Source organism: Actinacidiphila acididurans (genome assembly GCF_016918855.1).
GTDB classification, from domain to species: Bacteria; Actinomycetota; Actinomycetes; order Streptomycetales; family Streptomycetaceae; genus Actinacidiphila; species Actinacidiphila acididurans.
The window spans coordinates 242,001-255,134 of record NZ_JADKYB010000014.1 but is presented as its reverse complement, the minus strand read 5'-3'; the positions used below and the strand labels follow the sequence as shown (position 1 = coordinate 255,134).

At 69.4% G+C, this 13,134-nt stretch carries 9 protein-coding genes; 5 read left to right on the top strand and 4 right to left on the bottom strand.

Annotated features, from left to right (window positions below; translation table 11 throughout):
• The first annotated feature begins 44 nt into the window (after positions 1–44).
• The 4 genes from ITX44_RS25550 (at position 45) to ITX44_RS25535 (ending at position 2,039) form a co-directional block, all read left to right on the top strand.
• Positions 45–887: a helix-turn-helix domain-containing protein gene (locus ITX44_RS25550; protein WP_205359767.1), complete on the top strand. Its 843-nt coding sequence runs from the start codon at positions 45–47 to the stop codon at positions 885–887.
• The gene (locus tag ITX44_RS25545; protein ID WP_205359712.1) at positions 869–1,078 is read left to right on the top strand and encodes a DUF397 domain-containing protein; all 210 of its coding nucleotides are present in this window, start codon (positions 869–871) and stop codon (positions 1,076–1,078) included. The genes ITX44_RS25550 and ITX44_RS25545 overlap by 19 nt, the downstream gene beginning before the upstream one ends.
• 80 nt (positions 1,079–1,158) lie before the next feature.
• Positions 1,159–1,368: a DUF397 domain-containing protein gene (locus tag ITX44_RS25540; RefSeq protein WP_205359711.1), complete on the top strand. Its 210-nt coding sequence runs from the start codon at positions 1,159–1,161 to the stop codon at positions 1,366–1,368.
• A 434-nt stretch (positions 1,369–1,802) separates the two neighbouring features.
• Complete coding sequence (locus ITX44_RS25535) at positions 1,803–2,039, top strand: hypothetical protein (RefSeq protein ID WP_205359710.1); 237 nt, start codon at positions 1,803–1,805, stop codon at positions 2,037–2,039.
• Between the two features lie 166 nt (positions 2,040–2,205).
• Here the strand turns inward: ITX44_RS25535 and ITX44_RS25530 are convergent, their stop codons facing one another.
• The 4 genes from ITX44_RS25530 to ITX44_RS25515 form a co-directional block, all read right to left on the bottom strand.
• Positions 2,206–2,574 carry a hypothetical protein gene (locus ITX44_RS25530; RefSeq protein WP_205359709.1) on the bottom strand — a complete coding sequence of 123 codons (369 nt, stop codon included), beginning with the start codon at positions 2,572–2,574 and terminating at the stop codon, positions 2,206–2,208.
• Between the two features lie 171 nt (positions 2,575–2,745).
• Positions 2,746–6,408, bottom strand: a complete 3,663-nt coding sequence (gene pglX / locus ITX44_RS25525) for a BREX-2 system adenine-specific DNA-methyltransferase PglX (protein ID WP_205359708.1) — start codon at positions 6,406–6,408, stop codon at positions 2,746–2,748.
• Complete coding sequence (gene pglW, locus ITX44_RS25520; RefSeq protein WP_205359707.1) at positions 6,405–11,105, bottom strand: BREX system serine/threonine kinase PglW; 4,701 nt, start codon at positions 11,103–11,105, stop codon at positions 6,405–6,407. Before pglW ends, pglX begins: the two co-directional genes overlap by 4 nt.
• Before the next feature lie 113 nt (positions 11,106–11,218).
• Entirely contained in the window at positions 11,219–12,199 is a 981-nt protein-coding gene (locus ITX44_RS25515) for a DUF3152 domain-containing protein (RefSeq protein ID WP_205359706.1), read from the bottom strand.
• A gap of 164 nt (positions 12,200–12,363) precedes the next feature.
• Between ITX44_RS25515 and ITX44_RS25510 the strand changes: the two genes are divergently transcribed.
• Complete coding sequence (locus ITX44_RS25510) at positions 12,364–13,050, top strand: response regulator (protein WP_205359705.1); 687 nt, start codon at positions 12,364–12,366, stop codon at positions 13,048–13,050.
• Positions 13,051–13,134: the final 84 nt, after the last annotated feature.

Here is a 13,134-nt window from a genome sequence, read left to right as displayed (position 1 = left end):
TGAGGCGCGAAGTGCGGAGCGTGGAGTTCGAGGAGGAAGACGACATGGTGACGAGAAGGGTGATCACCGGACGGAGCCAGGAGCCGCGCAGGCGGTTCGCCGAGGAGGTGCGCAGGCTGCGCGCGCAGCAGGGGGTGACCCTGCGCCAGGTCGGCGAACGGCTCGGATGGGACCCGTCGTTGTTCGGCAAGCTGGAGAAGGGCGAGACGGTGGGCGGCCCCGAGGTCGTCCAAGCCCTCGACACCTACTACGGCACGCCTGGCCTGCTGCTCGCGCTCTGGGAGTTGGCGGTCGGCGACCAGACCCAGTTTCGCGAGCGGTACCGGCGCTATATGGCGTTGGAGGCGGAGGCGACGAGCCTGTGGCACTTCGCGGTGAGCGTCCTGCCAGGGCTGCTCCAGTCGCCGGACTATGCGATGGAGTTGCTGGTTGCGGGCGGCCTCGAAGGTGACGAACTGGACCAGCAGGCTGAGGCCCGGATGAGCCGCCGGGAACTGCTGGAGGGCGACAGCGCCCCACCGTTCCGCACGATCCTGTCGGAAGCGGTATTGCGGACGCCCATGCGGGAGGCAGGGGAGTGGCGGACGCAGTTGGAGTACCTGCTGGAGGTGGGGGAACGGCCGAAGGTGGCGATGCAGGTGCTGCCGTTCAGCGCCGGGATCCATGGCCTGACGAATGCGACGGTCATGTTCCTCCGTCTGCCGGGCGGAAATACGGTGGCCTACACCGAGAACGGCTACCGAGGTGAACTCATCGAGGAAAGCAGTGCTGTGGAGCACCTCCAGCGTGCTTACGATGCTATGCGCGACCTGGCCCTGTCTCCTGCCGAGTCGCGGAAGTTCATCCTGCGCATCTTGGAGGAAGTGCCGTGCGATCCATCGAGCTGAGCACCGCGACGTGGCGTAAGAGCAGCTACAGCAATCAGGACGGTGGCGAATGCGTCGAGGTCTGCGACGACTTCGCGAACATCCTCGCCGTCCGCGACAGCAAGGACCCGCAAGGACCGGCCCTTGTGTTCCCGGCGGAGAGCTGGACGGCCTTCGTGTCCGCCGTCAAGGACGGCCGGTTCGCGGCCTGAGCTGTTTCCGAGCCCTGGTGGCTCCCGCGATCGGCTGATCGCGGGAGCCACGTTCATCCTGCGCACCTTGGAGGAAGCTCGTGCGATTCATCAACCTGAGCACTGCGACCTGGCGCAAGAGCAGCTACAGCAACCCCGACGGCGGTGCGTGCGTCGAGGTCTGCGACGACTTCGCGGACATCCTCGCCGTCCGCGACAGCAAGGACCCGCAAGGGCCGGTCCTCGTGTTCCCGGCGGAGAGCTGGACGGCCTTCGTATCCGCGGTGGAGGACGGCCAGTTCCGCATGTGATCCGCTGAGCGTGGTGGCTCCGCGGCGGTGTGCTCTGATCGCGAGGGCTACCCCCTGGCCAGGCCACCGGGCCGAGACCGGCGGGACGGCTTCCGGCGCGGCCCGGGCGGCGGCACGGTGGAACGAGCCGGCTTCCGCGTAGTGCCCGAGGCCGCCGTGGAGTCGGCCACGAGGGCACCTGCCCGGGCACGACCAAGCTCGTCAGGTCCCTCCCGGGACCAGTTGGACCAGCCGTGGCCGGAACAGAAGCACCCGGGACCGCGTGACGCCAGCGTCCGGGTGTCGCAACAGGAGACGCATGGGCAAGGCCCGGGCACGCATTGTCAAGGCAGCCGTCGCCAGGCGGCCTAGTCTCCCATCACGAACGGTCGACCGCCCGCCACGGCGGGGGCGGCGCCGGCTCGTGATCGCAGGAGAACTGGGGAGGGGAACCCTTGAAGATCCGACACGCCCTTTCGGGGCTGGCCGCGGCGGCTGTTCTGGTGATGGGGGCAGTTGGGGCGCCGGCGGCGGTGGCAGCGTCGCCGGCCTCGGCTGTCCCGGACAACCTGCACAGCGAGGCCGTTCCGGACAACCTGCACAGTGAGGCCGTTCCGGACAACCTGCACAGTGAGGCCGTCCCGGACAATTTCCACAACGACGTACTGCCGGACAACTTCGACAGTCACTGACCGCCGGCTCCCGCCACGGCGAACCGCGGACAACGGCCCGGCGAGGTCGACGCTGACTGAGTCGCCCACCGCCGAGAGGCTCCACGCAATTCGCCGCCGCGGCGCATTCCGCAGGAAAACACGGCCACGGCCCACCGGGAATTCCCGGTGGGCCGCGGCCGTGGGCTTACGGTCGGACAAAGTCGTGCTCGTCGACACCATAGCCGGTGTGGAGGTCAATCACGAGAACGAGAACCTCGGTGATGCCCCCCGGCCACTGGGAGCCGTCAAGCGTGAAGTTGTAGGACGTGGTTCCGTCGACCGCGGTGCGCGTTTGGTGGGGGAGTTCGGTGTTGTTGGCCCACGGGTCGCATACGACCTGGGTTCCGGCGCCACCGATATCGGTCACTGATCCCTGGACGGTCACGGAGCGGTTGAGCCAGATCAAACCGCCGGAAGCGGTGTGATTGCCCGAGCCGAGGTCGTACGTGGAATCAGCCGCGAATGCCGGACTCGTGGCCAGTGCGGTGGCGATTGCGGGGCTCGCCACGGCCATACCGACGTGCTCTGCCCCGGCTGGAGGCGATCGCCGATGAGTGGACGCAGCTCAGCGGCGATCCGCCCCTCCAGCAGCACATCGCGGACGCCCGCCAGTTGGCGAGCATCCTGCGACTCCGCATCGAGAAGGGCGTCCCTCTGGTCTTCCTCTGAAGCACCGCCACGGAAGCTACTCACGGGACAGCCTTGAGGCAGGCGTCTTGCCTGCCCGGCGCCCACGGGTGGCGGCGACCGGACGCCACGCGCGCAGGTCGTCATCGGTCAGACCGTGCTTGCCCTGTTCCACCTGGCGTTCGCCCCGGAAGTACGCGGCCGGGGAGCCACCGAACACCGGGTCGAAGTCGTCATGCCACTGGTCCAGCCACGGCTGGAGTTCCAGCAGCCCGCCAAGGAACGGCGTCAACTCCTCCGGGCTCATCGACTCGTGCGACGCGATGTACGCGAGCAATGCGTACGCCTGTTCCTGGTGGTTCCACCCGGCCCAGCCGTACAGGGTGGGGGTGGCCGCGTTGGTCTGCCCGTACGAGAGGAACCGTTCCTTGGGCACGTCCAGCTTGCCGCGCGCCCGCCAGTAGGAGGGCCGCAGGAAGTCGGCCGAGGTGTACTTCGGCGGCACCGGTATGGAGTCCCGGATCTTCCGCTTGGCCGGCTCGTCCGGGGCGGTATCTTCCTGCCGCTGCAAGTCCCAGACGTGCTCCCAGTCCGCCCGCTTCTTCATCCCGGTCGGCTTGTAGCGCAGGGCTGAGAGGAACGGTACATGCTCGTCGGTCATCAACTCGGCGACGACGGTCAGCAGTTCCTTGCGGGGTGCGTAGATCTTGGCGACCGCTACAAAGTCCTCGTCGCGTGAGAGGGCGTCGGTGAGCCGGGAGAGCGTGACGATGGCCGGCATACCGTTCTCGTCGAACCAGTACTCGCGGTTCTCCATCCGGTCCAGCAGCCAGTTGCGGAGGGCCTTGTCTTGAAGGGCGTCCCACCCCTCGGTGGCCCAGCGCCGCTTGTACTCCGGCCGCTCGATCATCCCTATGGCCCGGCTCGACTCAATGACGTCGATCCGCTTCTGGACGACCTCGCGGTAGGCGTCCGGCCAGTGGGCGGGGATCTCCGTGATGGGCGTGGACCCGTGCCGCTTGAACCACTCGTCACTGGCTTCCCCTGCGGCGACCTTGCGTGCCAGCACGATCTCGAACGCCCGCTCTCCGAGGGCCAGCTCGGGAATGTTGGGGTCGTCCGGGTCCTCGGATATTCGCAGATCCTCGGTGTGAAGCCCGTAGAGCGAGTAGACCTGCCAGTCCAGCTCTTCCTGGAGGGCGATCATGCGGGCGCTGGTGGAGTGCCAGGAGGTCTGGGCTTCGCGAAGTGCGCTGATAGTGGGGGCACTTGTAGCGACAAGAGTGCAGGGGCTTGCGGCTGTGAGTCGTTGGGCGAGGGTGTCTAGGCCCGCGGCGAAAGCAGTGGGGTAAGCGGAAGGGAGAGGGAAATCTTCCAACTTGGTACCAGTGAACTCATAGAAGCTCTCCCACGCGTAACGTCCAGTGCCGCGCTCGCCACCACGGTTCCCTTTATCGTGGCAGACCATTCTGAGCCAGAATCCAGCGGTGGAGCTGTTGAGAAGTCCCAGCAGTTGCAGATGCTCCTCCTCGCTCGCCCCTTCCCGCAACTTGATCACAGGTGCGGTGCGATTGAATACCTTGCCGCCTCGATCGAGCGCGAAGTGATTATGTGTGGCCACGAATGGGAAAGAGATTCCGAGTTTTACCGAGTAGCGTTCGGGGTGCCAGCGGCTCCACTCGTACCAAGTGAGTCCAATCTCCTCATGGGTCCCTCCGGGCTCTCGTCGCTCGCGCAAGATCGAGCGGTGGCACCAGAGGAGATGGGAGAAGTCATCTGTCAACTCGGCTTGCAGTTCGCTGTTGTAGGGGAAGACGGCTTCCGTGTCGGGAGCGATCCCCCAGTCACGAACGGCATCTCCGCCGACCAGCGGAATAATGTGTGCGTTGCTGACCTGGTAACGCGACCATGTGCTGCTGGGTGCGAAGTACGCCTCATCACCTCCCGTGTGGGCGTACCGTCCGATGGTGCGCTGCGATTCGGACAGTTTACGGACGTGGATCGCTTCAATTCGCTGATTCATTTCCAAGCCGCCGTCAGCGAGAATCCATGGCTGCCTGCCAAAGTATTGCCGACGTTCCAGGTCGTCTACGGAGACCCACTGGCTGACCGATCCCGGCCTATCGATCTGGTCCACGATGGCTCGCCAGACCAGCCCCTCTTCGGCCTTCTCCGGGGCCCCGGGCTCGCCCTGGACGCTTCGCGCCGTACGAACAGTGGCCGCCCGGCCGCTGCCCTCTCGACGCTTGCCGACCAGAATGACAGTCGGCGTGCCGTGGCCGGGTATGTAGGCCCCCGACGTGTCGATGACCTCTGTCAGTTCAATCCGGTTACGGAAGTAGCTCTCGATCAGCTTGGTGCCGAACTCACGCTTCATGAAGGAATTCGCCGTGATCTGGCCGACCATGCCGTAGCCCCGGCCGTCCTGGTCGCCCTTCCTCGCCAGCTCGAAGAACCGCTGAGCGAACGGCACCGACAAGGCGTAGGTACCCGCGCAAGCGTCGTACAGCCCCCGGTACAGCTCGTTGAGCTTCTTGTCCTTCACCGTGATGTAAGGCGGATTCCCCACCACCACGTGGTACCGCCCGGCCTCCAGAATCCCCTTGTGCTCGTGGACGTCCTCCGTGGCGTAGGAGAACTCCGCCAGTTCATCCGTGTCATCCGCCGTGAACTCCAGGGCATTCTGCCCCTTCGTCCCCCTTATGCCTATCTCCATCTGGCGGGCCTTGATCAAGGAGTCGCCCACCGCCAGGTGAACCGGCCACTCGTACTGGTTGGCCTCCGCCAGCGTCCCGACCTGCGCCGCCGCCATCGCCGCCATCAGCAACCGGAACCTGGCAATAGCCACCGCGAACGGGTTGACGTCCACCCCGTGCACCGAGTCCAGCGCCTCCCGCACCCGCTCGTGCAGGTCCTTCCCGGGCTGACCCTCACTCCACAACCGCACCAGCCGCCGGAAAGCACCCAGCACGAAGTGCCCGGACCCGCACGTCGGGTCGATCATCCGCAAGCCCTCGTAGCCGAACTCCCGCACCGCCGGGTTCATCGTGCGGTCGAGGATGAACTCCTCCACGAACTCCGGGGTCTGGAGCAGCGCATATGTCTTCCGCGCGGCCTCGCTCAGATCCTGGTAGAGGTCGCCCAGGAAACGGGTGTCCCAGCCCTTCGTGCCGTCACCGTCAACGTCCAACGGATCCGTGAAGTCGTGGATCAGCGAACCCACTTCGTCCCGCTCGCGCCAGAACTCGATCAACCCCCGCGCGCCGTCGTGCGACAACGGAATCTGGTAGAGCGGGTTGTGCCGCTCGTCGAAGAGCAGGCGACCGGCCTGACCGGACCCCATCTCGGCGAAGGCGAGGAGGAGCCAGCCGCGATACGTGGGGTTGTCGTCGCGCTCGACGTAAGCCTCGTACCGGGCGAGGGCGAGATCGCGGCGGTCGTCCTCGGGGGCGGTGAGGTAGGGCTCGGGGATGAGGTGGTTGTCCTCGCAGAAGCGGACGAAGACCGTGCCCAGGACCCAGGCCGCCGCGACCTGGGTGATGCGTTCGTCGAGCCAGGAGTTCCAGGTGGCCGCCGTGCGGCCGAGTTCGCGCGCGCGGTCGTACTCGGCGCGCAGCCGCGTACCCACGTCCGTCACCGCACGGACCTGCTTGGCTAAGTCGGCCTCGACCGCCTTGACCTGCTTCTTCAGGTCGTCCAACAGTGCTGCGCGGTCGATCACTCGCCGTCTCCCTCGTTCTGTGCGGTCACGCCCGAACGGTGGGCGTTCTCGACCCACGAGTCGGGAATTTCGATCCATTCGCCAAGGCCGGCCTGGTAGGCGACGGCCACCGGGCCGAGCTTCGGTTCGCGGGCGGGATCGCCCTGCGGGACGAGCAGCCAGAGGCCGCGCCCGCCGTGCCGGGCGGCTTCGGCGAGGCGGTCGAGGACGCCCATCGCGTCGTAGCGGGCGAACACCGCGGCCTCGGTGAGCAGGACGGGCCCGGCGTCGGGGCCGGCCGTCAGCAGCTCGCGTACCTGCGGCTCGACCGTGCCCCAGGCGGTGCGCGCGTATTCGGTGAACTTCAGGGCGCCGCGTGAGCCGGGTTCGGCCGCGTCCGCCTTGAGCAGGGTCTCCCAGGTCGGCTTGGTGCCGGCCGGTACGAGGGCGTGCAGGGCCTGGAGGAAGAGCGCGGTGACCGAGATTTCCTGGGCGCCAATGCGGGGGGCGGCCAGTTCCCGTACGGCGTCGCGCGTCAGGGCGTGGCGCATGGTCAGGACGCGGTAGCCGTCGCGGCGGGCGGAGGCGGTGAGCAGTTCCTCGGCGCGGGCGGCGGAGGCGATGCGCGGGTCGTCGGCGTAGCGGGTGACAGCGCCCATTGTGGTGGAGTGGCGTACGGCTCCGGTGGTCAGATAGCTGGAGTCGCTGTCCATGTGCGCGGGCAAGTAGCGCAGGGTCCCGACGGGCTCGCGGGTGGCCAGTTTCAGCTCGAAGCCGGCGTCCTTGAGCGCCTTGGTGAGGCGGGTGCCGGTGGGCAGGTCGTGGGTGGTTCCGCCGCGGCCGTCGTCGACGACGAGTTCGGGGAAGCGGGCCCGTACCCGCTCGTGCACCTCCTGGGGCGGCAGGCCCGGCTGCTTCTCCTCGGGCATGCCCGGGATCAACGGCACCAGGCCGGCCTGGGTGAGGCGCAGCGCGCGGACCAGCGGGAGATTGCGTGGGTAGATCTCCAGGCGCGGGGTGGCCGCCGCGTTCTGCGAGGCCGCGGCGGCGAGTTCCACCAGGCGGCGCTCGTCCCATTCGAGGGTGCCGGGCGGGAGGGAGAGGGCGCCCAGCTCGGTGAGGACGGTGGCGGCGGTGGGCAGGGTCTCCAGGCGGCTGAGGCGGTCGGCGGTGTGGCCCAGGCGGGTCGCGTAGTCGAGCAGCGCGGGTGCGGACGGGGTGTCGGGCGCGTCGCTCTCCCGTACGTCCAGGGCGAGCAGGCCGGCGCCCAGGGACTCCTCGGTCGCCTTGCGATTGGCCTGGTGCCGGAACTCGGCGGTCTCCGGGTCGAGTTGCTCGACCTCCACCACCGCTCGTACCGCGGCCATCGCGAGGGCGCGGCGGTGCTCCCCGCGCAGCTGGGTGCCGCGGCGTACGACCAGCGCGTCGGCGATCTCGACGGCGGGGGCGACGCGGCCCAGGTCCACGAGCAGCTGCATGATCTCCGCCCGCAGGGCCTGCACGGCCGGGTGCTTCTTCCAGCGCTTGCGTTCTTCCTTGAGCATCTGCGGGATGCGGCCCGCGGACAGGCCGAGCTTGTCGGCGATGTCCTTCTGCTTGGGCCACACGCCGATGCCGGGCAGTTCGCCGCGGTCGTTCGGCAGCCGGAGCAGGAGCCGGACCATCTCCACCTTGTTGGCGTTGGCGCCGTTGTTGTTCGGCTCCGGGACCAGGAAGGTGGCCAGCGTGTCGAGGCTGATCGCGCGCAGCGAGGTGTCGGAGAGTTCGGCGCCGGCGGCGGTGGTGCCGAGGAGCGCCGATTCGGCGGCGCTGAGCTGGGCGATCTCCTCCTTGGCCTCGGCGCGGCCCTTCGGGGTGAGCGGCGAGACGGGCGCCTCGCGCAGGAGGTCGCCCCACTGCCGCAGGCGGCGCTGCACTTCGGTGCGGGTCTTGGCGCCCAGGCCGGGCGCGTTGAGGAGCTTGCGGCGGCTGTGGTCGAGGAGCTGGCCGACGGTGGTGATGCCGAGGCCGTACAGGAAGGACTCGGCGGCGGGGGTGAGGCCGGCGGCCGACACGTGCGTGTCGCGGGTGACCTGCCCGGCCAGCATCTCGCGCTGCTGCTCGGCGCTGAGCGGCTCGGCCTCGCCCAGTCCCGGCCGGTCGGTGTCCGGGGCGGTCTCGGGGTGGCGCGAGCGGTGGCTGGAGGGCGCGGCCTGCGCGGCGTCGAGGAAGATCCGCCGCCAGGCGTCCCGCATCGGCTTCAGCTCGGGGAAGCGCTGTGCGGCGTCCCGGTGCAGGGCCTTGCGGAAGAAACGGACCAGGCCGTCGCGGATCGCGGGTTCGAAGGCGTCGGCCGCGATGGTCGGGTAGGGGAATTCCTTCGGGTCGGTGCTGCGCGGCAGGACCGAGCCGTCGCCCCATTTGGGCAGCTCGCGGGACGCCATCTCGTGCAGGGTGACCGCGACCGCGTACCGCTCGGCGTGCGAGTCGTAGGCGGTGCGGGTGAGGGTGCCGATGAAGGGGTCGAGGTAGCCCTCCGTGCCCGCGTCGTGGTTCTTCGCCGGGTAGCCGGCCAGCGAGAAGTCGATGAGGACGAGCTCGCGGGTGCGGTTCGGGCGGATGCGTACGGCGATGTTGTCCGGCTTGATGTCGCGGTGCCAGACGCTCTCGCCCTCCAGGAAGTCCACGGCCCCGAAGAGGTAGTCGCCGTACGCCTCCAGCTGGTCCATCTTGAGCCGGCCGACCTCGCGGAGCTGGCGGGCCACCGTCTCCTGGCGGTGCCGCGTACGCCCCGCCGTACTCGCTTCCTCCGCTGACTCCTCGCGCTCGTCGCCCACGTACTCCAGGGCCAGGACCGTGCGGTCGCCGATGGTCAGCGGCTGCGGCTCGACCAGGCGGATGATCCGGGAGTCCGGGCGCAGGCGGCCCATCACCTCGGCCTCGCGCTGGAGGATCTCGCCCCTGCTGTCGGACAGCGCCATCTTCAGCACGGCCAGCGGGCGGGTCCCGCGGGCCTCCGCCTCCAGGTCGCGGACGAGGAAGGCGCGGCTGGTCGAGCCGGTGCCGAGCCGGCGGCGGACCTCCCAACGGCCGGCCAGGACGTCACCGGTGACCGCGTCCAGCGGGTCCTTCTCCGGGGTCTGCGGCGTCTGCGGCGCCTCGGAGGTCTCGAGGGCAGGGGCCGGGGCGCCGGCCGGGGCGGTGAGGACGTCCTCGACGGCCTCCAGCATCTCCAGGAACTCGGCGACCGAGGAGAGCCGTTGCCTCGGCCGGTAGGCGGTGGCGGCCTGGACGAGGAAGTCGATGTCCTCCGACAGGCCGTCCACCACGGCGCTGGGCCGCAGGCCCTCGCCCGCCTCCAGCCGCGCCCGCAGTTCGGCCTGGCTGGCGGCCGGGGGCTTTCCGGTGGCCAGGAGATAGGTGAGGACGCCGAGGCCGTAGACGTCCAGATACACCGGGTCGGGATTGAGCGCGGTCAGTTCCGGCGCGAGGTAGGGGTCGGCGCCCAGGGACAGGTGCTTCAGCGACAGCGACGTCGGGGCGAAACGGGTGGCTCCGGGGGTGGTGCCGCCCAGGGTGCCGCCGTGCTGGGTGCCGATCTGCCAGTCGGAGATCTGGAGGTGGGGGCTGAGCCAGGCCGCGTCCTCGCCGAGCGCCTGGGCCCGGCCGCCGTCGCCTCGGGGGCTGGCGTTTCGGGGGCTGCGGCTGCGGCTTCGGGGGAGGACGTGCACCGAGCGCGCGGCCAGCGCCCGGTGGTGGATGCGGCTGGAGTGCGCGGACCGCATCGTCTCGGCGAGCTGCCGGACCAGCGCCATCCGGGAGAGGATGTCGAGCTTCTCGCCGTGCTGGAGCAGGTAGTCGTCCAGGCGCAGGGTCTGCGGGTGGTGGTCGAAGACGAGGGCGGGGCCGGCGGAGTGCCCGGAGGCGTCGTACGACTTGAGCTGGACCACGCCGGGGTGCCGGAACCGCTGGAGTATCGAGGCCTCGCGGCGGGCCGCGCGCTCGACCGACTCGCGCAGGGAGGCGTCCGAGCCGCGCTCGCGCACGTAGACCCGGATCCGGGCCCGCTCCGGCAGCTCCTCGTGGCGGGCGAGGTAGTCCGCCCAGGTGGGACCGGTGTCGAACGCCTTCCGCTCCAGGAGGTACGGGCCGACTTTGTACTCGGCGTCGCTGCGGCGGATGCCGATGCGCTCCAGGGCGGCCTTGATCTGCCGGGAGCCGGTGGCGTCGATGCGGTGCCGCTCGTCGTGGGGCGGCTGATGCAGCATCTCGGTCAGCGCGGCGACGGTGTGGACGCCGTTCTGGTCGTTGGGCGGGAGCTGGACGCGCAGCGAGGCATCGGTGAAGCAGACGGCTTCGCCGACCCACACCTGCCGGCGGTACTGGTGCGCGGCCAGTTGCTGGCGGAGCAGTCCGGCCAGCTCCTTGGCCTTCTTGTTCACCAGGTGCAGCGGATTGCCGTGCGGGATGCGGCGGCCGCCGGGTGTGGTCTGCACCCAGGTGCCGTTCTCGCCGGACACGGAGCCGTGCCAGTCCTTGAGCTCGACCATGAAGACGCCGCTCGGGCCGACGACGAGCAGGTCGACCTCGCGGACGTGACCGGTGGGCGAGGTGAAGGTGAAGTTGGACCAGGCGCGCCACGGCTCGGCGTCGGGAAGCCGGGTACGGATGGCTTCCAGGCCGCGGCGCTCGTGGTCGAACTCGGATTCCGTGACCGTGGTCCACCGGCCGTCGCGCATGTGCTGACCCCCACCCCTAGGACCCGGAGGGGCAATCCTAACGGCGCGATTCGACCGTAGGTGGCACAAGTCCACTGCTGGCGGGGCGAGTTGGGCTTGCCATCCGGGACGTGTCAGGCGGGTGGGCCGGAGATGAAGTCGCCGTCCTCGTCGTAGGGCCAGGCGTTGGCGCGGCAGCCGTGGAGGCCCTTGATCTGCTGCATCATCACGGGGGCGAGCCGGCCGGGGCCGGGGCAGGTCATGTGGGACCAGCCGAGGAAGTGGCCCATCTCGTGGTTGATGATCAGGGCGCGGTAGTCGTGGATCGGGCCGTCGAAGGTGGGTGAGCCCTTCACCCAGCGCTTGAGGTTGACGATCACACCGTCGGGGACCTCGCAGTCGTACTCGCCTTCGGTGTCCTGGTGGATGCCCGCCCAGCACAGGGCGTCCGTCGTGCCCGGGGTCGCGATCCGTACGGTGAGGTCGTGCGGTGCTCCCGCGCTCACCAGCTGGAAGGCGTAGTCCGGGTCGTGGGTCCAGCCCCGCGGCGCGGCCAGGATGCCGGCGATCTCCTTCGCCGCGTCGGTCGGTGCGATGTCGATGCCGGTCTCGATCTCCACGACGTAGCGGAGGGGGTGCGGGCCCTGGCCGACCTTCGTGCCGCCGGCGTCCGCGGTCACGAAGGTGCCGCTGCCCGTTTCCGGGACGTCGATGTCGGCGGAGGTCTTGTCGGAGGTCTCGCCGGAGGTGGGGGTGGGCGTGGCAGTGGGCCTCCTGGCGCGGATGGTCGGTGCGGCGGCCGGGGCCGATGGCGGGGCCATGCCCGCCGGGAACCGCCGGTGCGGCGGCGCGCCGCTCGGTGGGGCGCTGCTCAAGGGGTCGTTGTGCGCACCGCCCATGACGTACGTGGTCAGCGAGCCGAACAGGCCCGCGGCCAGCACTGTGGCGATCAGCCAACCCCGGCCCCAGCGGCGGGGACGGCCCCGGTGGTGGGAGGACCGGTCGTGACGGCGGCCGCGGCGGGAGGACGTGGCGCTGCCGGTGGAGGGGGCGGTGCCGGCGGATGGGGCGCTGCCGGTGGATGATGCGGAATTCCGCTCTCGTGCCGAACGCATGACAACTCACGCTGGTCAGATCAGATGATCGCCATGAGCGCGGATAATCACGAAAGGGTAACGACCGGCGGCCTTCTGAGGCCGTTGTGATCGTTCTGTAACAGGAGCCCGGAGGGGGCTCTTCTCAGGGCGGTGTGCTTGTCCGATCTGCTTACACTGTCGCAGTGTCGCGAGTCCTGATTGTCGAAGACGACCCGGATGTCCGTCAGGCCGTCCAGTTGGCGCTGCGGCATCAGGGGCACGACGTTTTCGCCGCCGCAACGGGCGAAGAGGCATTGGAGCAGCTGCGCGCCTTCCGTCCGGACGTCATCGTGCTCGATCTCATGCTGCCCGGCATGTCCGGCCTCGACGTGTGCCGGCGGATCCGGGAACGCGACCAGGTGCCGATCATCATGGTGACGGCCAAGGGCGACGACATCGACGTGGTCGTCGGGCTGGAGGCCGGCGCGGACGACTACGTGGTCAAGCCCGTGCAGGCCCGGGTGCTCGACGCGCGCATACGGGCCGTACTGCGCCGACAGGACGCGTCGGTCTCGTACGGCGTGCGGCCCAGGGCCGAGACGCACGGCGAACTGGTCATCGACCGGGCCGGGCTCGTGGTGACCCACCGCGGCGAGGCCGTGCCGCTCGCCCCCTCCGAGCTGCGGCTGCTGCTGACCCTGTCGGCCTCGCCCGGCCAGGTGTTCAGCCGCCAGCAACTGCTCGAAGCGGTCTGGGAGCACAGCTACAACGGCGACATACGGCTGGTGGACGCGTGCGTGAAGCGGCTGCGCACCAAGCTCGGTGAGGGCAGGGAGCCGCGGTACGTGCAGACCGTACGCGGCTTCGGCTACCGCTTCGGCGTGCTGTGAGCGGCCGGGTGGTCAAGGCGGTCCTGGCCCGTATCCCGCTGCCGCTGCGGGGCCTGCGCTCCCGCCTGGTCGCCGCCTTCGTCC